Origin of the sequence: Hahella sp. NBU794, assembly GCF_050749805.1 — a bacterium.
GTDB lineage: Bacteria > Pseudomonadota > Gammaproteobacteria > Pseudomonadales > Oleiphilaceae > Hahella.
Genome location: NZ_CP192738.1, coordinates 4,596,303 through 4,615,286 on the forward strand (window position 1 = coordinate 4,596,303; position 18,984 = coordinate 4,615,286).

Consider the following 18,984-nt stretch of genomic DNA (forward strand, 5'->3'; position numbering starts at 1 on the left):
CGCCTAATATAAGATTGTATATGTTCAGGTAAAGTGGTAGAAGCAGGCATAATTCTTCCTTAAAACAGAGGTGAGTTAGATATACAGGCACCAACTATATGCCATACCCTCCCCCCCTATGAATATACCAAAGAGATTACTCCCTCAACCCCTTTGACTATTCCCACCCTCCTTGACCAGCCAACCACCGGCGCATATCAGCACGATATAAGTCCATGGGGTGAACAGGATAGTGTTGCCGAGCAGGCGCCTCAGCAGAGGGGGCCAGTTTTGGATCGCGTCATTTTCCATGACTTCAAACAGCAGCATGACGCAGGCGACGCCCAGTAGGGTGATGGAGGTCAGTTTGACCAGCGCATCGTGCAAGGGAGGCGTATTCTTCAGATAAGGATGAAACGCCCAATAGACGCATCCACCGCCAATCAGCGCGCCAACCGCGATGCCGGCCCACTTCAGCGTGACAGAGACTTCCATAGACGTTTCGCCCATGAACAAAGCGGTGGCCCATCCAAGAAATATTTTACCGCTGATTTCCAGCGCGCCCTTACCGCTCACCGTATGAAAACGCGCGATCCAGGCGATGATCGCCAGGCTCAGCATCAGGCTGGGCCCCAGGCGAAACAGGTGATAGTAAGTGAAGTCCCGTCCGATCACGTCGTCGATCAAAAAACAGAACAGGCCGTTTCCCAACCCAACGCTTAACGCCAATGCCAGTGGCGACAATAATAAGGATGAATGGGAGACGCCAGCCGCATATTTTAAACTGTGCAAGTGTAAGCCCATGCACTGCCCTCCATGTGAGCTTAACCCAACTTTTCTTTATTCTAATTATTGATCCGACAAACTATGACGGCCTCTCATCGGTCGTTACTCCCTGTATGCTTGCCAGGACCTTTACAGGATTGTATATCACGAATAGCAACAATAGGTTATCCGCCGATTGTTTAAAATTGTTTCTCAAGCCACCTTAAAATTAGAAACCATCTCTTTCAATTGCGCCGCCCGGTTGCTGAGATTTTTGGAAGAATCAAACAATTTGCTCACTACCTGCTCGGTATCTCTGACCGCGTCCCGCACATGAGCGAGGTTAGCGGTCATCTCTCCGGCCACGCTGCCCTGCTGTTCCGCCGCAGTGGCGATTTGCAGGCTACGGTTGGTGATTTCCCCCATTTCCGTCACGATGCCGTCAAACATTTCTCCTGACTCGCCCACTTTGGAAGAGCCGGTTTCCGCCACTTCGACACTGGCGCTCATCAGTTCAACTGCGTCCCGCACCTGCTTCTTCAACGCCTCTATGGTGCCGTTTATTTCACCCGTGGCGTCCCGGGAGCGCATCGCCAGTTGCCGCACTTCATCAGCCACAACCGCAAAACCGCGTCCACTTTCTCCCGCTCTCGCCGCCTCAATCGCGGCGTTAAGCGCCAGCAGATTGGTTTGTTCCGCAATACTCTCAATGCTATCGGTGACGGAAGAAATCGTATCCACCTGATTGGCGATGTCCGTCACCGCTTTAGAACAATTATCAAGATTGCGTGACAGATTATTGATGACGTTAACTGCATCCCCCACCAACTCATTACCGGTAGCCGCGCGTTCATTGGTGGCCTGGGTTGCGGCCGAGGTCGTGCTGGCGTGCTCCGCTACTTCCCTCACCGTCGCCGCCATCTCTTCCATGGCGGACGACAATTGCTCAAGCTGAGAAGATTCATCGTCTATCGCCCGTTTAGCCGTCGCCATACGGGAGGAAAGCTCTTTTGACTCGTCCGACAAAGAGCGACTGATCTCCATCTGCTTTCCGATCAGATCCGCCAAGGAGCGCCGGGTGGATTCAATGGCGCGACTGATGTGGGACACCTCATCGCGCCCGATACAGTCCAGATGAAAAGTCAGGTTGCCCCGCGCCAGATTCTCCATCGCCGCCACCACTCTTGAAAAACTGCGCTGCATGGCATTAACAACAAAATGCGATGCGGCGAACATGACGACCAGCACGCCAATGCTGACCCAAACCAGGCGGGTCAATGTCTCCTGATACAGCTCATCCGCATCGTCAAGGTATATCCCCGAAGCGATAATCCAGCCCTGCTCGGGCCAGGGTTCGATGTAAGTGGTCTTATCGACCAGCTCGTCTTTTCCCGGTTTACGCCATTGGTAGGTTACAAATCCGGACTTGCCAGCGCGAAACCATTGCGACGCCACATCGCCAAAGCGCCCGCCTTCATTAAGGTCAATGTTAGGAACTGGCTCCCCCACCCATTCCGGTTTAGGGGGGAACGCGACAAACTTCTGGTCGACGGAGAAGGCGTAAACATAGCCGTCCAGGGACTCTCCCCAGCGCAGGCCGCCAAGCATCTCGCCAATATACTGATTCAATTCGTCCGGGTGCTGCGCTTTATACTGCTTCAGGTTATGAAGGGCCGCCTCCACCATATTCATTGCGCTCTCGCGCAGAGCGTCACGTTGCGATTCACGGGTCAGGCTGGCGTTATACCAACTGGACGCGATAAACATGATCATGATGACCACACTGAGTCCCAGGAATTTTTGTCTCAGAGTCAACTGGGCGAAGAAACGGTCAATAGCGGTGGCAGGATGCGCTTCCCTCATGAAATACTCCCTTTTCGCGGATGCTTGCGTCGCAAATCAATTCAACGGGGCTTAGACTTTAAAAGTGTAGTCAAGATTCAGGCTTCCGCAGGCAGCTCGGCTCAGGAATTTTTCATTCAACCAAAATCCCCTTCACGCCAACCCTGGAATCCCATACAAAGCCCCTCGCCGTCTGGCGCCAGTTCACTTTCTTCCAGCAACACGCCCTCATCGTCACGCACACGCTGAATCAGCGCATATTCAGCCTGGTGCTTCTCATCAATTACGTTAAGGAAAATCCCATCAAGCAACTGCATCATGGCGTAAAGCGTCGCATCCACCGTCTCCTCCACTAACTCGCGGTCTCTGTCGCTCTCATACGATCGCATGCTATGTAACGCTTCTTTTCGAACTTTGTTAAACAGGTGCTCGCCAAAGACGTGAGACGCCGAAACTTTGCGACTGTATTGTTCTTTTTGCCAGCTTTCATAGGGCTCCATAGCTCTTTTCCTTGTATTTACAGGTATCCGTTACGGCTCAAACCATTTTATCAATGAACAATTGAACCATATCGTTGCGACAAACTAATGTTAACTACTGCGCCGCTGTTGAACTCGATGGCGTCGCCGATCATGCCGTCACTGAAAATAACGCCGTTTTCCGGAACGCGGGATTTGATAGTCAGCGCTTCCCCGTCGGTTATTTCTCCAAACACCAGTTCAGTTTGCGTCGTATTGCTGGGGAAAGGCTCACGGACGGAGAACAGCAGCTTTTGCGCATCCCATGAGAGTGGTTGATAGGCGTCCACGCTGTCGCCTTGCGCGCCGCGGGCTCGCGCCAAACCCAGGGAGCCAGCGATGACGCTGCGCATCCATCCTGTGGAACCTAGCCCCGTGGAGACGATCACGCCGCTTGAGCTGTGCATTTCCGAAGCTTCGCGAAAATCGATTTCGTAGCGTAACGAGGTATGGTTTTTCGGCCCGATAAAGAAATCGTTCACCGCCACCATGGTCTGGCCATCGTTGAGGCTGGCTTCCGCCATGGACACCAGTTTGATCGGCCGCTTCGCTTTTAGCAGCTCCCTCAGCACCGCATCCAGGTCCGCCACCTGGAATGGCAGCAATACGCCGTCGATGCGGGCGGGATCAGGGTTGACCGCCACAACGGGTTGACCATGCAAATACTTCAGCGTATTCGCCACCAGTCCGTCTTGTCCGAGCACGACCACCACATCCTGGGCGCCGAAGATAAAATTGCTAAGGAAATCTCGATCAAGGGTCTGTACGCGTCCTATGCGTGACAACGTCGTTTCTACAGCGGCCAATGACGCGCGATAGCTTTGGTCCTCATGGATGTAGACGTCAAAGTCCTCGCCCCGGCTCTCAATGTAAAAGCGCGCCTGTTCTTCAGTGTTATGCCGCCAGGCCAGCTCCTCCAGCCGCGTTCGGCGTTTCACCAGAATCAGTTTGGTTTCCGTAGCGCGTTCACTCATCGTTTTTTACCCAGCAGCTCACGCATCAGATCCGGACTGATGTTCAACTGACCAATTTTATCAGCGCCAGTCGCCAACTGGCGGAAGGCCTGGGCGATTAGCTGCTCAGGATTCATCGAGCTGTTGGTGATCGCCTCCAGAATACGGTTATCCACTTCCGCCATGGCTTTCATGCTGGCGGCTATTGCATAGGCTTTCACATCCGCTTCCTTACGGCTGTTCTCCGCGCTGACCGCCACCAGTTCCTGACGTTTGTTCTCTTGCTCGATTTCGTTCTCCAGCACTTCCCGCTGCAGTTCCTGAGTTTTGCGTTGCACCGCCATGCGAGCGTCCATTTCCGCTTCCTTGACCTGCTGCTTCTTCTGTTCGACGGAGATTTCCGTCTCCAGCTCGTTTTCCTTGATCTTACGCTCCTGCTCAATGGCTGCGTTACGGCGCGTATAGGCCGCTTCGTCCGCATCCTTCATCATCTGCTCGCGCACCGTGGCTTCAAGCGCGCGGGCGGTTTCCGGATTGGGTTTAATCGCCAGAATGGAGACATCCAGGATTTCCACCCCCAGTTTCTCCAGCACGGGGGCGGAATCAAGCGCGCTGGCGAGGGTCGCGGCCAATGTTTCCGAAGCCAGCAGGCTGTCTTTCAAGGACAGACTCTGGATGCTGTTGCGAGTAATGGATTGCAGCAGGTTGAGAACGCGCGCCGGCAGCTTCTTCGGCGCGTCCGAAACATAGGATTTGCCGTTATCAGCCAGGGTGAAGTTCATGGTCGCCGCCAGAATTTTGGGGCTCTTTACACGGTAAACCACCTGCCCCTGCACAGTAACTTCCTGAAAGTCGCTGGTGCTTTCCTTGAATATGAAAGGCAAGTCCGCCGAGCCAATGGGAATCGAAACCAATGATGTCGTCGGCGCAAAGTAAAAGAAGCCCAGCCCCGCGCCTTCCCGCTTAAGCTTCCCTTTGTTGAATTGCATGATGTAGGTGGTGGGTTCGGTTTTTATATATCTGAACATCTGTGACCTCTTCCTTAATGTTAAATAGTGGCTCAAAGCCACCAAAACAATTAAAGGCTCTGAGCCACTATTTGTCAATCAATAATTCGTCCTGACATCGCTATGCCTGTCGTCCCGCCACTTTGTAGACTGTTTCCGCATGCACTATCTTTAATACAGTTACTCTCATCGATAGAGACTTCAACTATACATGCGGCGCCGATTTACCCGGTTTGTACTTGCGCTGTTATGGCTGCTTATCGTTCAGGACGTCTATGCGGCGGAGACGGAGCTGTCCTTCGTGAGGATTTGCGACGACGCAGGAGAATGGCCGCCCTATACGTTTTATCGAGTGGAGAACGGTAAGAAGGAGATTGCCGGTTACGCAGTGGATGTGGCGCGGGAGATTTTGGAAAGCAACCATATCAAGTATTCCATTGAACTTCCTTCCTGGAAGCGCTGTTTGCTGGAAGTCAGAAAAGCGCGGCAATTCGACATGCTGCTCAATGCGTCCTATACCGAGGAGCGCAGCAAACAGTACCTGTACTCCCTTCCCTATTATTGGACGCACCTTTACTTTTTTTACCTGCAACAGCGATTTCCCGATGGCCTGGGCGAAATGGAAAAAAGGCTGCTGGACACTTACGTCATCGGCGGACTCTCCGGCTACAATTACACCTATCTGGAACACCCTGGCGACTCGATGGATACTGACTCCGTAACCTATGACCACCTGTTCCTGAAGTTGCGTAGCGGTAAAGTAGACCTGATTACCGCCGATTACGAAATCATGCAGGGCTTCGCCCATAAAGGCCTGGATTTAATCGCCACGCCGGGGATGCAGTACACCCCCATACCCAACTCTCCTCCGCAGGGCTATCACATGATGTTTCCCCGCACTCCAGAGGGAGAATATCTCAAGGCGCTGATGGACACAGGCATCACCAAAATGCAGAAAGATGGACGCTTACAAGAGATTCTGGACAGCTATATCAGCCCGACCGAGCAGGTCAGGAACGACCCCTGACATGGCGAAACGCCTCTTCGTCAGATGCTGCAGCGAAAAATGGAAAAAAGCGGGTCAATGTTGTCGCCACTGGGCCGCCATTAGCGTCGTCGCGCTCACGCTATTGTCGTCCGTCGCCCTCACCTTCGCCGCCGGCGTCACCGTACGCCTGGCCAATGGCGAGTGGCCCCCCTATCAATCGAAAACGCTCAAGCATTATGGCGTGGCCAGCCATATTGTTACGGAAGCTTTCGGCATCGTGGGCGTGAACGTGCAGTACGTCTTCTTTGACTCCTGGAAACGCGCCTATGCGGAAGCGTTGTCGGGAAATCTGGACGGCAGCCTGCTATGGAGTCCCTCCGTCGACCGGGAAGCGCAGTTTTACTTCAGCCAGCCGGTGGTTATGGGCGAGTCGGTGTTTTTTCACCGCGTGGATTCGGATTTCACCTGGAGCAGCTTCACCGACCTGAAGCACTACCGGGTTGGCGGCACCCTGGGTTACTCCTACCAGTTTGAAGGCACGGAAGGGGTGCAAATTGAACGAGTGTCCAGCGATGAGATTAATTTCACCAAACTACTGCGTAAAAGAATTGACGTCTTTCCGTCCGACAAAGACGCAGGCTATGCCTTGCTATATGAGCTGTTCCCGCCGGAAGACGTAGCGCAGCTGACCATTTCTCCCCATGTTTACAACAGCACCACCTATCATCTGATACTGACACGCGCCCTGCCGGTGAACAAGGAGCGCGTCAAACAATTCAATGAAGGTCTGCGACAACTGAAAGAAAGCGGTCTGCTCGACCGCTATCTGGAGGACTCGCGGCGCGGCGCCTATCGACTGCCGCAAGCCGTCAGCGAAGAAGAGAGCGAAAAAGCCGCCTCGCCTTAACTGAAATCGTGGTGAATAACTTCCGAATCCACCGGCTGGCCGTTTTCATCGAATTTGAAGATTTCTTCATACATCAGCGTCTTCTCGCCAGGTCGGCCAAAACTCATCTTTTTGATAGGGCGTCCTTCGGCGTCAAACACCATACATTCAGACACCACCTGCACGCCTTTCAACGTATAGACAGAGCTGTGCAGCTTGGACTGCCCGGCCTCCAGTGGAACCGCAGCAGTTGATTCCTGTGACAACGGCTCGTAAAGCACGACGTAATGGGTCGCTCTCAGGCCATCCAGAGAAATGGCTTCCTTACTGGCGTGAATCCGGCGCAGATAGGCATGCAACGTTTGTTGATGCAGTTTCTGCGGCACATTGATGATTTCTGTATGGGCGATGCCCCGCGCCGCGATCAGCTCGCTCATCGCCAATGTCTGATCGTTATGGAACCAGTGACGTCGATAGTCGGAATGCTCCATGATTTGATCATGCTCAATGGGAACGCCTTCGAGATCAACAAAGGCGACCAGCTCCGGGGTAACGAATCGCAGGACTTCCTCCAGTTGCGCCTGACAGTCCACCGGAAAAATAACCTGTCCGTCCTCATCCCAATCATCGTCCTCACCTTCAATAGAGCGCATGGCCTGAATACCTTGCTCGGAAAGCTCCACAAAGGAAAACGGGCCGCTAAAGCCATATTTCTCATCAAACCCCAGCAAGGGATACTCTATGCCCAGTATGTCTTTATCTTGATTGAAGAAAACATGTTTCACCGGGATAGGATGGGGGCCGCGGTCAGTGACCTCCATACGAAAAGCATTATCAGGGTTCGGTTTGAGCGCCGCTTCGCCAGTTTCCAGATTCACGTCGACACGGTATTCCGCATGAACCTTATACGCTTCCAATTCGCCGATGGGGATATTGTGTGGGAAGGTTTCATCGGGAATTTCTACTGTGACGACTACGTCAGGGCTGATTTCCGGCCCGTTCTCCAGCGTGGACGCATGCTCCCATATCGCCACCGCTCTGGCGGCGTAATCACCATCATCAGCAGGTCCAAGAATACGAAATACTGTGTTGTGCTCACAGAACATCATGTACTCAGTAACTTCTTCGTCATTGAGCAGAAAGCAGGTGTATTCGGCCCCGGCCGGGATATCGTCGGCATCGACAGGCGCGCCTTGATAGAAATAAACAATGGAATGGACGTCTATAGAACTGCTCGAATGGCTCATTGGATACCTGACTGAATTGCAAAGCGGACTTCAGCGCGTCGTTCAATGCAAACGGGACGCGCCGACCAAGCCCGATACCCTACCCCATATCCGCGTTCGGGTCAGCCTCGTGTTAACCCTTTGGCGTCAATTTCGCGTTTCAGGACCTTTGTGCGAAATGCGGGATCTCTTCCTGCAACGGATGCCAGGGCGCTTTCGAATCACAATAGATCTGCCTGGAAGGCTTTACGCCGGGATCGTCGTCCAAAACGCCGGCGGCGACGCCAATGTCATCCCGCCCATCGCGGATAAATTGAATATTCGATCCACAGTCGCCACAGAAGGTCCGGCTGACATGGGAGGACGAGCGATAACCACGCAGGCTCTCAACGCCTTCCAACACTACAAAACTGTCCTTGCCGGTCACAATATAGGCGCCAAAGGCTGAACCATGCGCCTTGCGACACAGGCTGCAATGGCAGTAGGTCAGCGCCTTGATTTCACCTTCGATCTGGAATTTCACCGCTCCGCATAAACAAGAGCCCTTAATGTCAGCCATATCCAATCTCCCCGAAATTCTAAGGAACCGTTTTTTTCTCCGCGTCCTTCGACGTGGCGATCACCCAATCGCCCAATGCGTCAAGAAAGCCTTCTACAAAGGCGTCTGGCCCCAGTATTAGAAACATCGCTTCAGCAGATGCCGTCCACTCCGCAGGCGTTTGGAAGTCAAAGTATTTCGCCTCTAACAGACTATGCGTCGCGCCAGGAAACAGCTTCAATTGGTAATCCCGCCAGCTTGAGGACTGAAAAGCGCCGTCTATTGTCTGGATGCTCTCCTGAACATCCACATTACGATCTTTCTCGCCGAATAGCCCCAGAAAAGGAACCTTGACTCGGACCAGCCCCGCACTCATGTCAGACTGCATGTTGCGCATGACGAAGCGGTAGCGTTCAGGGGACATGGGCTCAGTTAATACGCCGGCTGGCGGGGCGCTATTGCGCAGCCACGTCAGATACTGGTCATAGGTGAGATGATTCTGCGAGAGATAGCGGTCCGATTTTTCACTGAACGCCAGCGCCGTCGTGATTTGTTCTTCGCTATATCCCTCGCCCAGCATGCGTTGGCGCTGCAAGTAAAGCGACTGCCTGCGCCAATTGACGGCGACGCCAACCGCCACCATAAAATCGACGTCCGCCCCTCCTTCTGCGCCTTTCGCTAATTCCGACAGCACCCAGCCCCCTTGCGAGAAGGCAATGACGCCGACCGCGCTGATATCAACACCTGCCTGCCCTCGCAGCGCAGCTATGCCCGCTTTCACTTCATCCGCTCGCTCAGGCATGCTTTGCGACAGCCAATCGCCGCTGGACTCGCCAACGCCCTGTTTATCCCAACTCAGGCAAGCCACCCCGCGCTCCAGCAGGCGGTTCATGATAGCCACGTAGCCGCCATTGGCGAAACGGTCCACCGGGCCATCGCCATGCACAAACGCGAGCACAGGATAGGGGCCGTCTCCTTCCGGCGTCAGCAGGGTCGCACCCAGCTGCTCGCCGCCATAGGAAAAAGTAAAATCGCTTCTTTGCGCATATTTCAGGCTATGTTGGTCCAATATCCCCAATACCGCCACAGCGGCCAAAACAAACGCAACCAGCAGACCCGCCACAACTTTCATCTTCTCTCCCTAACCTATTGTGAAGTCCGCTACATTAAATCCGGCGCGACCTTAAGATCGTCTTAAGAGTGCGATGTCGGCGACCAAATCACGTTTACTTGCGCCCCATCCCCTGTCAGGTCGACAGAAAAACGCCATTGCAGCTTGTCGCAGATGCGCCGCACCAGCTCCAGCCCCAGACCAAACCCTTCTACATTGGCGTCAGCGTCTTCAGGATTAATCGGGTTCGTCAAACGCAGCCCCTCAGAGTCTGTGATCACGACAATCTCACCCTCGGAGGAATGCTGGAAGGCATTGCGAACAAGATTCGCCGAAACGATGTGCAACAGGCTTTTTTCAATTTTGATGATGTCTGAGCTCAGCTCCAGTCGCACCGCAACATCCCTGCCCGTCAGCAAATATCGGTGATCTTCAATGATCGCCTGGAAAAACGTATCCAGAGTCACCCGCTCTCTCTTTAACGCTTGCGGGGACTCCCGCGCCAGCCATAGCAGCGCACTGGACAGCAGCGCCATATTCGCCCCCGCCAATTGCGCTCGCCGCAGCGACGCCTTACCCGCCTCGCCGGTTTGCAATTCCAAAGTGTCCAGGCTGGCCTGGATAATCGCCAGAGGGGTTCTCATCTCGTGGCTGGCGTGCTTCAGAAACTGTTTTTCGCGTTCATTGAAGGCCTCTATACGGGCGACGCCCTCTTGCATTCGCTGCGCCAGTTGATTGAGTTCTTCGATTTCAAAATTCGGCGCATCCACCCGCGCCTGGGTTCCCAGGGTTTGCGCCCAGGCGCTGAGCGTGGCGATGGGCTGGGTGGCTCGTCGTATCAGCCAGAAAAACAGCGCAAACAGTAAGCCGAATACAGCCAGGGTGGTGAGCAATGAGTGCATCAATGCGGCGCTGAAAAACTCCTCTCCCAGCGTTTCAATATCCGCGCGGTTATGGCGACTTAATAAATACCGGCGCTCTCCCGTTTCAGTCTGAAACGGCAGCAAATATAAAAACGCCTCTTCTCCTGCATTTTTAACCACCGCTTCCAGTACTTCGCCATCGCGGGCCGGTTCAGAGCCAAATTGCGATCGTACTTGCTCTGGCACCGCCGCCCAGCTTTGATAGAGACTCAAATACCCATCACTCGTTTGCTGAGCGCCTCCCTCTCGCAGGGACTGCCGCAACAGAGCCTGCGCCTCCAGTTTCATCAGCGTATCGCCTGCCCAGTCCATATTGTTCCAGGAAGAGATAAAAGCCAGAGTGAGGCACCCCAAAAGCAACCCGGCTCCCATCCAGCGCAATTGATCCCTGAGACTTCGAGCCAATGTCCTGGCGCGAGTGCGAGGTCTTTCCCTGTATGAGTTAAACATCATGTCATTCTCTGGAGACTATATTGCTTCAAACAATACCTGTTAATCATTCTCATTATTAATAAGCCAAAGAGATCAGGTATTTATACCTATTTTTTGAGGTGTTATCCAATTATTTGACGCCTTTGCAAATAAGTCGACGTCAAACCCAACTGAACACCGACAACTCTAATAATTATTTAAACTGAACATCATCCCGTTTCGACCAATCAGAATCATAATCCACAAAGGAACAAGGATACTATAATGACCATTATCAACACCATTTCTTTACATGAAGCCATGAACAATGAAGTTAAAAAAGGCAGAAAGAAACTCGCATTATTTGTCATAGATGAACAAGGAGGACAGGCGCCCAGGAATCATGCCTCACTATTGGCGACTATAACTAAAGCGCAAACTTTGCGCATGCCCATTTACTTAATAGAAATTGATCACGCGGCGCTCGGACAAGGAGCGCAACCTATCGTCATTGGCGGAGCTCCGCCGGTGGGAGTAAGAACATGGAGAGACTATTGCGTGCGCGGCGCTACAGTGGTTAAGAAGCCGCACATTAGTATGTTCAACCCCGAAACAAATCTGGATATCGCAGCTGAAATCAAAAGACAGAATATTACTGGGGCCGTTATTATCGGAACGCAAACAAATCAATGTGTAAAAGTAAATGCCGTAGGCGGCTATGTGGACAGGCTTAATACAAAGAAGTTTGATGGACTAAATAAACTTTGTAAAGTTTATACATCCGGCGCAGTATTGAGAGGTACGGAGGAAGCCACTTGGAAAAATGAACCTAATGTTTTCTATTACAATCATTTAGAAGTAGCTCCCCGCCCTCATCGATAGGTTTCGCTCCTATCACCGCATCAGCCCCAACGCGTCAGCCCCGAACATTGCAGAAAGACGGCTGACGCCTAGACGCTAAGGGTCCGGCCAATCCGGACCCGACGCATGTATATCAATCTCCAGACCGGCTCCTATTTCCCCCAGCAAAGCCATCTGCTCCGCTGACAGAGATACCCCTCCCATCCAGTCTTTGTAGCCGTCATACCACACCATGACCCTAATATTCGCTGACTCTCCGAAAGTGCGTAGACTTTCTCTTTTTTCATCGATGACGGATATTAATTTATCCAGCTTTTGCTCCAGGGAAGCCGGAGTGTCTTTATCCAATTCAAACGCCCATCCATGTTGACGATAGACGGAATTTACAGATTTATTTCGTTTCTCCCCTTGCAAATAACTTTGCGTTGGGTTTAGCCCAATAAAAGAGGATATTTTGTCAGGTGTTATCGAGGAGGATTGAATGATTAATCTTACCCTGACATGAGGCTCAATATATGCCCAATTAACTCGCCATTGCTCAGCCTCCTGCTTCAAGGCAAGCACAAAATAATAAGATTCATCTACTAAAGAATAATAGACATTACAGCAATCCATTTGCGCATTCATATCTATTCTTATTGGCTTCGGCGCAACTTTATGACTGGCTAAAACCTGGTCAGTAACGCCCAAGGAAGGCGAATCTATTTCCGTGGCCGTGATACCGACAATAAGTTCATTCAAATCCTGCACTGAACCTCCAATATGAGCATGGTCGCCGCCGGTTTTTTTGTTTAAAGCGTCGTTCAAAGGAAATCCCCTTTATGGAACTTTTTTAGGATCTGATTATCAAATCCATTAAGCATACTAATTATGCAAAGGACACTGCAGATTTTATTGTTACATGCCAACAACAGACGGTTTTTAACATTCATCTTTATAATGCTTTCTCAACGACACTTCAGGACTATATATGGCGAAGAAAATCCCATTAGGCGACAAACTGTATTTATTCACTGACGCCACCGGCATGATAGCGGAAAACCTGCTTATCACCTCCCATGGGGGCTATATTTCCCGCCCTGATTTCGGCAAGCAGACTGGCTGGGCGCGCAACATTCCCGGCCTGGGAGGCTGGATCGGCGTGCCGGAATGGACCCAGCTTTATTTCTACGGCCCCCACACTCAAGCATTGCTGGACCCGGGCCTGAGTTCCGTCATCAGCGGTAAAACCAAGTTTTTGCAACATCTGCACCCCAATACAAAAGTCAGAAATTACAGCCTGAGCAAATACCAGGGGGATGATACCGGAGAGACCTACGACAGCATCAGTCGGGATATAGACAGCAACCGCACATTCATCACTTTACGCCAGGATGCCCTGAACAGCGGCGACGCGCGAATGATGGCGGAAGTGCAGCGCCTCTGTCCCAACCCGTTCCCCAAGTTTGACGTACTGACCGTACGCAATCGGAAACTGATGGGCGGCGTCAATCTCAAGCACGCTCTCGACATGCTCGACAGCAACGGTTATCGCTACAACAAGATTCACTGCGTATTCTGCCGTTCAAGAATGATCGGACCAAGCGGCAGTTGGGACGCCCGCAACAACCCTTGATCAGTTCCCGACTATGATGCGCCGAGCAGGGATGCTCAGGCGCCGTCTTCCCGAATGCATACGCCGACGCCGACAACGGTATGTATCAACGCCTGCGCAAAGGGCTTATCCACGGCTTTACGTAGCTGATGAAGCTGGACGTTGAAATTGCCCGGATCGACGTCTTCACCGGGCCAGGCGGCGGCTTCCAGCTGCTCTCGGGAAACGACGTCAGGACTGCGTCGCATCAGCGTCACCAACAGCCTCCAGCCGGTTGGCGTCAGTTTTAGCTCTTGCCCTTCTCGGGTGACGCGATGTTCCCCCAGACGCAACTCTAACGGCCCCACTCGCAATGCCTCACCCTGCTTCGACGCGCGTCTCGCCAGCGCCTGTAAACGCGCCCACAGCAACGGCATCGCACAGGGCTTGGCGACATAGTCGTCAACGCCACTGCGAAACCCCTGCAGTTGTTCTTCATCCGTATCGCAAGCGGTCAGCATCAACACTGGCGTATATATCCCCTGACGCCGCAGTTCCAGGCACAGGTCAAAGCCGTTCATTTTCGGCAACATCAAATCCAGAATGATGGCGTCGAACCGGTCCTGCGCCGCACGCTGCAAACCGACAGCCCCATTGAAGGCGAAGTCGCACTCCGCCTGCTGCAGCTCAAGATAGTCGGCGATGGCCGCCGCTAGGTGACGGTCGTCTTCAATGATCAGTATGCGCATGGGAGTCCGGTTTCCAGCCAGGGGGCTTAATCAAAAACTGTAGCCGATCCCGCCATGACAGCGCGGCTCGGCAATCCGAATATAACGCCGCCGCCTCATGAAACACCACTACAAAGGGGTTGCGGGACGCCAATGGCTCAGTCAAACCATAACGCACCGGCGAGATCTCAGCCTGATAAGTCCCGAACAGGCGATCCCAAAGCATCAGCACGCCGCCGAAGTTTTTATCCAGATAGGGATGATGAGAGCCATGATGGACCCGGTGCGCAGACGGCGTATTGAAGACCCGATCCAGCCAGCCCAGCGTTCCCACTTTTTCCGTATGAACCCAGGATTGGTAAGCCACAACAGCCAAAAACGCCACCATCGTCTGCGCCAAGTCAAACCCGAGCAACATCATGGGAACCAGAAAGATCCACTCTACCGGGCCCTCCAGCCAGGAAAGCCGCAAGGATGTACTGAAGTCAAAGCGCTCCGAAGAATGATGCACGCTATGAATGGTCCAGAAAATCCTGACCTTGTGTTCGATTCGGTGCATCCAATAGTAACTCAAGTCCGCCGCCAGAAGCGCCAGCGCCCAGGTCCAGCCATTTATCGGAATACGCCACAAAGCCAGCGGCTCCACCAGCCAAAGCGCAATCAGAAAGACCGCGCCATACAACGTTCTCTCCAACAGAGTATTACCGATGGCGACAGCGATATTGGCGAGCTTCTCACGTAAAGGTCCCCATCGCTTTCGCGCCATATCCCAGCACAAGCCCGCCGCCACGACGCACAGCGCGGCAAGCAAACTCAAGTCAATCAATTCCAGCCAGACACCCACCGCATCAAAACGCGCCTGCAAATTCTCCATTCTCGCCTCCCACAACGATATTCTCCGCCACAGCCCATGCTGCGACCGGTCTCATTGCGGGAGAGCTTAAAAAAGGCGGGATTAAGAGCGTATTAAGACAGCAAATAGTGACGTATCAGCGCCGCGTGAGACAGAGGCTTACGTGGACCGTTTACATCCCGCTCAGACGCAGGTCTCCAGAATAGCTCATTAGTTTTCCCAACACGGGAAGGCTCAGGGTCACGGCAAACCGGTACTGGTCGCCCACTATGGTTTTATAGGCGTCCGTCCGTGGAACCAGCCATAAAGGCAAGGAGACTCCGCGCACTTTGCAGCGTCGCGGGACCCAGCGCCAGCCGCCATCGCGGATATCCACACCCAAATGCAGCTCTACACCGCCGGTGGATTCACTCCAGTAACCGTCAGGAAACGCGCCATGGGGGCGAAACAGCGAGCGCATCTGTGCGCCGGATTCAAAGGTGCGACTCCACACTAACGCATCGCCCGTATGACGAATTTCAACACAAAAACCGACCATTCCTGTCGTCTGCGGGGCGCCAGTCTTCGCCGCGATACGACGTCCAATCCAACCCGCTATCCCCGGCCCGTATTCAACCTGCACTCGTCCAGTCAGCGTTCCTCCTTCGCGGTGCAGTTGTTGCAGCAGTGGGTGTAGGAGCGAGAATGCGTCACCGAACCATTGCGTCACAGCATTGTTCATTGGCTTCAGGCCCTCCGACCGCTTTCGCCGGTTATCACCGCCGAGCCGATAATATGAGCCAGCCTCAAAGCCTCCGGCACTCGGCCTTTGGTGGTCAGTCTCGCCAGGGCTTTGCTGGCGGTTTCCTGGTCGCAGCCCGCCACCTGATAGTGACAGAAGTCGTTATTGAAAATGGTTCCCGCCGCCCGAATCAGGTCACGTCGTCGTTCATAGTCGTCAAAGTTGCGCAGCGCCTTGTCTATAGCCGGCAGATCTGGGTGCTTGCGCATGACCGCAATGCAGGGACGCTGCACGCTTTCGCATAACCTCGGCAGATCAATGACATTAAATCCGCCGATGGCCACGCCATCCGTCAGCACGACGCCGACCTGATCATAAAACTTGCTATTCATCAGCATAGCGATCAGGCAGTCCGTGGCGTCATCGCCGTCTTTGGTCGCCGTTCCCCAGAGCATGCCTTCAAATTCACCATCTGCGCAGATGATTCCCGCCACGTTGACGGGCGATCCTCTCCGCCGCGCAAAAGGCGCATCGTCAAATCCGGCGACGCGAATACGACGATTGCCTTTCACCAATTGATCCAATGATTTCATTACGCCGTTTCCAAACTGCGGTTAATCCGTCTCGTCATTTTCGGTTTTACTTGCTGTATCCTGAGCGCTCTCTTCATTCTCCCGCCCTTTCTCCATTGTTTCTCCGAAAAACACCGGCAGATAAGGATGCCAGTTCCATAGCGCAGGACGTCCGCTGTTTTCTGGAAGATAGGCCCCATCGGTTTTACCATGACGCACGAACTTACCCAAAAACAGCACCTGCTCTCCCCGCTCCAGACGCCACACAGCGCCTTCCGGCGCGTCCACGCTTCCGTGCGCGCCATTCCCCAATAAACGCAGGGTCTCATCAATGGAACAGGGTTCGCCGATATGGAGTGTTTTGGCGGGAGTAAACCCTGCCTGTGTCACTCGTCGCCTGAAAACCGCATAGGGCAAACGTCGATTGTCCGCGGTAAAAATATCAAAGGGCGCAAAGGGTTCATGCGCCAGCCGGTAACGGGTTCCATGCACGAGGGCCAACCATTCGCCGACCAACCTCTCACCAGGCTCCAACACATCAAGAAAACGAGACTGATGCTCTTCCACCCATTCCGCCCACAGTCTTCGCGTCGGATTGGGAGACTCATCCGCCAGATCGCCATCGCGTCCCAGCGCCAGAACCCGGTCATCCGTTCGCAATGCCGCCACGCAGGAGCCATCCAGCTTTTCTTGCACGATAACCACATCGTCAGGGTAGCGTTGTCGAGAGGTCAACATCTCCGCCTTATTGGCGTCGATGTGTTTGTCCGCAGGGCCAGTACGCGACCCCGGCAGATGGGGAATGGAGGTATAGGCCTTGTATGGCAGCAGTTTGCGTTTCTGCTGCAGGGTGCGCAGTTTTTGGCGCGCGGCTTCCGAACCGTCTTCCTTCAACAGCTTCACGCGATAGGTGATCACCTCAGACTGGGACAGCAGGGTTTCGTCATTCTCCAGCTGCAACACAGGTCCGAGATATGCTCGCAGCCAGTCCAACACCAACTCCATCGGTTCAATTTGCTGATGCGGATATTCCGCCATCAGGTTGCGCCAGTTTCTGCGGGATTTTTTGCTGCGGCCAAAATCGCCGTATAGCAGACGACGAAGGATCGCCAGCGGGTCCATGCGGCTTTCAAAGGCGACCAGAATCGCTTCTCGCAGCCGGATGGGGTCCAGTGAATTGTGTTTGCAAAACAGATACAGATCCCACAACGTCTTCGACATCCAACCGCCGTTCATATGCTCAAACAACCCATGCAGCTTCCAGGCGACGGCGATCTCAACAGCGACAGCGGGTACGGCGATCATTGCGCCGTCCTCCAGCACGGAGGGTAGCTCAACCATTCGGGGCGGCATCGTCAACGGATCGCCGACAGCGATATCCACCTGCAGCGTCCCTTCGACATCGTAAACCACATAGCCACAGGTGAAGCGAATACCGGGAGAAATACTGTCCTGCCAGATTGGGTTGACCTGCATAGCATCCGAGTTAAAGCGGCAAGGAGAGGCGTCCGTCTGCGTCATGAGCTGGCGCATCAAAGCAGTGAAATAGTCCGGGGTGTAATCACCCAGATACAATAAATCCAGGTCCTTACAGGCTCGCGGCTGCGGCCCGCTCCAACAGCGCGAGACGTAACTGCCTCGCACGACGAAGCGATCAGCCTGCGCCAGAATGTGTAAACGCGTCAACAACGTTTCAATAGCGATCAGCGTTCGCGCTTCTTCCGTCAAAACCTTCGGCGTCTCCGTCATGAACGCATTCCTGTGTCGACCCCATCCCAACCGGCGTCAAGCCCAATGTTGCTGTCATAGATATTGAACTCGCGAATGTCCTTCACAATCTCTACGCCATTGTCCGCTAAAAATGTACGTAAAGCCTCCAGCACCTCGCCCGCCTTCCCCAACCCTCCGCGTATGCGTTGAGTGACGAACTGCTCCCGATGCTCCTCATCGCGCCAAAATGCATTGGAGGAAAGACGCCCGCGATACTCGCGCACCTTTGCACGCAAGACGGTTAAGTCATAATCCGCCGGCAACCTGAGCTTCAGATGATGTTCGAAGTAACAATATTCGGGCAGTTGCGTCGCCGCTTCGTCATGCAGGGGGATGTTGGCGTTGCTTATCGCCGCCTCGATTTTCAAGCGCTCAACAGAAAACCCCTCACTCGCCATCCCGTCGCACAGCTCCTGAATTTGCTCCCAAACCTTCTCCGGCGCGCCGCTCAAACGCTTGCACAACATGGGTTGCGTACAATGCTCACCGGAGAACAACTGAATAACGATAGCTTTCGCCTCTTTCACCGCGCAAAAGTCGACAAAGCGCTGCAGCGCGACTTGATCGCGAGTGACGACGGTAATATGGATTTCATACTTTCCAGGAAACGCCTTGAGCGCATCCAGCGGCGTGTGGAACCGATACTTCATGAGATAAACTGCCTACAGAAAACCCGATGGTACAAATAGCGGACGGATTGATTTCAAGTGCGCATCCATCGCGCGATGATTAATTGATGAGATATGTTTGGAGCCGGCC

General features: G+C 53.5%; 20 protein-coding genes. 4 read left to right on the top strand and 16 right to left on the bottom strand.

Features of this window, described 5'->3' with window-relative positions:
- Positions 1 to 144: 144 nt before the first annotated feature.
- From ACQYWX_RS19970 to ACQYWX_RS19990, 5 genes are all read right to left on the bottom strand, one after another.
- Complete coding sequence (locus tag ACQYWX_RS19970; protein WP_431686094.1) at positions 145 to 783, bottom strand: hypothetical protein; 639 nt, start codon at positions 781 to 783, stop codon at positions 145 to 147.
- A 174-nt stretch (positions 784 to 957) separates the two neighbouring features.
- Positions 958 to 2,607 carry a methyl-accepting chemotaxis protein gene (locus tag ACQYWX_RS19975; protein WP_216739636.1) on the bottom strand — a complete coding sequence of 550 codons (1,650 nt, stop codon included), beginning with the start codon at positions 2,605 to 2,607 and terminating at the stop codon, positions 958 to 960.
- Positions 2,608 to 2,723: 116 nt separating this feature from the next.
- A complete protein-coding gene (locus tag ACQYWX_RS19980; RefSeq protein ID WP_431686095.1) occupies positions 2,724 to 3,086 on the bottom strand; it encodes a hypothetical protein in 363 nt (120 codons plus the stop codon).
- A 50-nt stretch (positions 3,087 to 3,136) separates the two neighbouring features.
- Positions 3,137 to 4,078 (bottom strand): sugar kinase, encoded by a 942-nt coding sequence (locus ACQYWX_RS19985; protein ID WP_431686096.1) that lies wholly within the window; start codon positions 4,076 to 4,078, stop codon positions 3,137 to 3,139.
- Positions 4,075 to 5,085, bottom strand: a complete 1,011-nt coding sequence (locus ACQYWX_RS19990) for an SPFH domain-containing protein (protein ID WP_431686097.1) — start codon at positions 5,083 to 5,085, stop codon at positions 4,075 to 4,077. The genes ACQYWX_RS19985 and ACQYWX_RS19990 overlap by 4 nt, the downstream gene beginning before the upstream one ends.
- Before the next feature lie 190 nt (positions 5,086 to 5,275).
- Here ACQYWX_RS19990 and ACQYWX_RS19995 point away from each other — a divergent pair, with 190 nt between their 5' ends.
- Both ACQYWX_RS19995 and ACQYWX_RS20000 read left to right on the top strand, forming a co-directional pair.
- On the top strand, positions 5,276 to 6,091 hold the full coding sequence (locus ACQYWX_RS19995) for a substrate-binding periplasmic protein (protein WP_431686098.1): 816 nt from the start codon (positions 5,276 to 5,278) through the stop codon (positions 6,089 to 6,091).
- Position 6,092: 1 nt separating this feature from the next.
- A complete protein-coding gene (locus ACQYWX_RS20000) occupies positions 6,093 to 6,959 on the top strand; it encodes a substrate-binding periplasmic protein (protein ID WP_431686099.1) in 867 nt (288 codons plus the stop codon).
- On the opposite strand, the gene ACQYWX_RS20005 is transcribed toward ACQYWX_RS20000, so the two are convergent.
- The 4 genes from ACQYWX_RS20005 to ACQYWX_RS20020 form a co-directional block, all read right to left on the bottom strand.
- Positions 6,956 to 8,185: a hypothetical protein gene (locus ACQYWX_RS20005; RefSeq protein ID WP_431686100.1), complete on the bottom strand. Its 1,230-nt coding sequence runs from the start codon at positions 8,183 to 8,185 to the stop codon at positions 6,956 to 6,958. The genes ACQYWX_RS20000 and ACQYWX_RS20005 overlap by 4 nt on opposite strands.
- A gap of 139 nt (positions 8,186 to 8,324) precedes the next feature.
- On the bottom strand, positions 8,325 to 8,723 hold the full coding sequence (locus ACQYWX_RS20010; RefSeq protein WP_431686101.1) for a GFA family protein: 399 nt from the start codon (positions 8,721 to 8,723) through the stop codon (positions 8,325 to 8,327).
- A 19-nt stretch (positions 8,724 to 8,742) separates the two neighbouring features.
- Complete coding sequence (locus tag ACQYWX_RS20015) at positions 8,743 to 9,834, bottom strand: alpha/beta hydrolase family protein (protein WP_431686102.1); 1,092 nt, start codon at positions 9,832 to 9,834, stop codon at positions 8,743 to 8,745.
- A 62-nt stretch (positions 9,835 to 9,896) separates the two neighbouring features.
- Complete coding sequence (locus ACQYWX_RS20020) at positions 9,897 to 11,189, bottom strand: sensor histidine kinase (RefSeq protein ID WP_431686103.1); 1,293 nt, start codon at positions 11,187 to 11,189, stop codon at positions 9,897 to 9,899.
- Between the two features lie 243 nt (positions 11,190 to 11,432).
- Between ACQYWX_RS20020 and ACQYWX_RS20025 the strand changes: the two genes are divergently transcribed.
- Positions 11,433 to 12,029, top strand: coding sequence for an isochorismatase family protein (locus tag ACQYWX_RS20025; RefSeq protein ID WP_216739646.1), 597 nt, complete (start codon positions 11,433 to 11,435; stop codon positions 12,027 to 12,029).
- Between the two features lie 75 nt (positions 12,030 to 12,104).
- Here ACQYWX_RS20025 and ACQYWX_RS20030 read toward each other — a convergent pair whose 3' ends face one another.
- Positions 12,105 to 12,815 carry a DUF4279 domain-containing protein gene (locus ACQYWX_RS20030; RefSeq protein ID WP_431686104.1) on the bottom strand — a complete coding sequence of 237 codons (711 nt, stop codon included), beginning with the start codon at positions 12,813 to 12,815 and terminating at the stop codon, positions 12,105 to 12,107.
- A gap of 163 nt (positions 12,816 to 12,978) precedes the next feature.
- On the opposite strand from ACQYWX_RS20030, the gene ACQYWX_RS20035 reads away from it, so the two are divergent.
- Positions 12,979 to 13,623, top strand: a complete 645-nt coding sequence (locus tag ACQYWX_RS20035) for a putative adhesin (RefSeq protein WP_431686105.1) — start codon at positions 12,979 to 12,981, stop codon at positions 13,621 to 13,623.
- 35 nt (positions 13,624 to 13,658) lie between these two features.
- On the opposite strand, the gene ACQYWX_RS20040 is transcribed toward ACQYWX_RS20035, so the two are convergent.
- The 6 genes from ACQYWX_RS20040 to ACQYWX_RS20065 form a co-directional block, all read right to left on the bottom strand.
- Entirely contained in the window at positions 13,659 to 14,330 is a 672-nt protein-coding gene (locus tag ACQYWX_RS20040; RefSeq protein WP_431686106.1) for a response regulator transcription factor, read from the bottom strand.
- Positions 14,311 to 15,183 (bottom strand): sterol desaturase family protein, encoded by an 873-nt coding sequence (locus tag ACQYWX_RS20045; protein ID WP_431686107.1) that lies wholly within the window; start codon positions 15,181 to 15,183, stop codon positions 14,311 to 14,313. Before ACQYWX_RS20045 ends, ACQYWX_RS20040 begins: the two co-directional genes overlap by 20 nt.
- A gap of 151 nt (positions 15,184 to 15,334) precedes the next feature.
- Positions 15,335 to 15,883, bottom strand: coding sequence for a DUF4166 domain-containing protein (locus ACQYWX_RS20050; protein WP_431686108.1), 549 nt, complete (start codon positions 15,881 to 15,883; stop codon positions 15,335 to 15,337).
- 5 nt (positions 15,884 to 15,888) lie between these two features.
- Positions 15,889 to 16,476 carry a DUF99 family protein gene (locus tag ACQYWX_RS20055; protein WP_431686109.1) on the bottom strand — a complete coding sequence of 196 codons (588 nt, stop codon included), beginning with the start codon at positions 16,474 to 16,476 and terminating at the stop codon, positions 15,889 to 15,891.
- Positions 16,477 to 16,497: 21 nt separating this feature from the next.
- Positions 16,498 to 18,204 (bottom strand): nucleotidyl transferase AbiEii/AbiGii toxin family protein, encoded by a 1,707-nt coding sequence (locus ACQYWX_RS20060; RefSeq protein ID WP_431686110.1) that lies wholly within the window; start codon positions 18,202 to 18,204, stop codon positions 16,498 to 16,500.
- Positions 18,201 to 18,875 carry a hypothetical protein gene (locus ACQYWX_RS20065; protein WP_431686111.1) on the bottom strand — a complete coding sequence of 225 codons (675 nt, stop codon included), beginning with the start codon at positions 18,873 to 18,875 and terminating at the stop codon, positions 18,201 to 18,203. The genes ACQYWX_RS20060 and ACQYWX_RS20065 overlap by 4 nt, the downstream gene beginning before the upstream one ends.
- Positions 18,876 to 18,984: the final 109 nt, after the last annotated feature.

Coding starts and splice junctions, on each gene's coding strand:
- ACQYWX_RS20060 (WP_431686110.1), bottom strand. CDS start 18,204: ATGACGGAGACGCCGAAGGTTTTGACGGAAGAAGCGCGAACGCTGATC.
- ACQYWX_RS19980 (WP_431686095.1), bottom strand. CDS start 3,086: ATGGAGCCCTATGAAAGCTGGCAAAAAGAACAATACAGTCGCAAAGTT.
- ACQYWX_RS20065 (WP_431686111.1), bottom strand. CDS start 18,875: ATGAAGTATCGGTTCCACACGCCGCTGGATGCGCTCAAGGCGTTTCCT.
- ACQYWX_RS20050 (WP_431686108.1), bottom strand. CDS start 15,883: ATGAACAATGCTGTGACGCAATGGTTCGGTGACGCATTCTCGCTCCTA.
- ACQYWX_RS20035 (WP_431686105.1), top strand. CDS start 12,979: ATGGCGAAGAAAATCCCATTAGGCGACAAACTGTATTTATTCACTGAC.
- ACQYWX_RS19970 (WP_431686094.1), bottom strand. CDS start 783: ATGGGCTTACACTTGCACAGTTTAAAATATGCGGCTGGCGTCTCCCAT.
- ACQYWX_RS20045 (WP_431686107.1), bottom strand. CDS start 15,183: ATGGAGAATTTGCAGGCGCGTTTTGATGCGGTGGGTGTCTGGCTGGAA.
- ACQYWX_RS20040 (WP_431686106.1), bottom strand. CDS start 14,330: ATGCGCATACTGATCATTGAAGACGACCGTCACCTAGCGGCGGCCATC.
- ACQYWX_RS20025 (WP_216739646.1), top strand. CDS start 11,433: ATGACCATTATCAACACCATTTCTTTACATGAAGCCATGAACAATGAA.
- ACQYWX_RS20020 (WP_431686103.1), bottom strand. CDS start 11,189: ATGATGTTTAACTCATACAGGGAAAGACCTCGCACTCGCGCCAGGACA.
- ACQYWX_RS19985 (WP_431686096.1), bottom strand. CDS start 4,078: ATGAGTGAACGCGCTACGGAAACCAAACTGATTCTGGTGAAACGCCGA.
- ACQYWX_RS20015 (WP_431686102.1), bottom strand. CDS start 9,834: ATGAAAGTTGTGGCGGGTCTGCTGGTTGCGTTTGTTTTGGCCGCTGTG.
- ACQYWX_RS19990 (WP_431686097.1), bottom strand. CDS start 5,085: ATGTTCAGATATATAAAAACCGAACCCACCACCTACATCATGCAATTC.
- ACQYWX_RS20000 (WP_431686099.1), top strand. CDS start 6,093: ATGGCGAAACGCCTCTTCGTCAGATGCTGCAGCGAAAAATGGAAAAAA.
- ACQYWX_RS20005 (WP_431686100.1), bottom strand. CDS start 8,185: ATGAGCCATTCGAGCAGTTCTATAGACGTCCATTCCATTGTTTATTTC.
- ACQYWX_RS19975 (WP_216739636.1), bottom strand. CDS start 2,607: ATGAGGGAAGCGCATCCTGCCACCGCTATTGACCGTTTCTTCGCCCAG.
- ACQYWX_RS20055 (WP_431686109.1), bottom strand. CDS start 16,476: ATGAAATCATTGGATCAATTGGTGAAAGGCAATCGTCGTATTCGCGTC.
- ACQYWX_RS20010 (WP_431686101.1), bottom strand. CDS start 8,723: ATGGCTGACATTAAGGGCTCTTGTTTATGCGGAGCGGTGAAATTCCAG.
- ACQYWX_RS19995 (WP_431686098.1), top strand. CDS start 5,276: ATGCGGCGCCGATTTACCCGGTTTGTACTTGCGCTGTTATGGCTGCTT.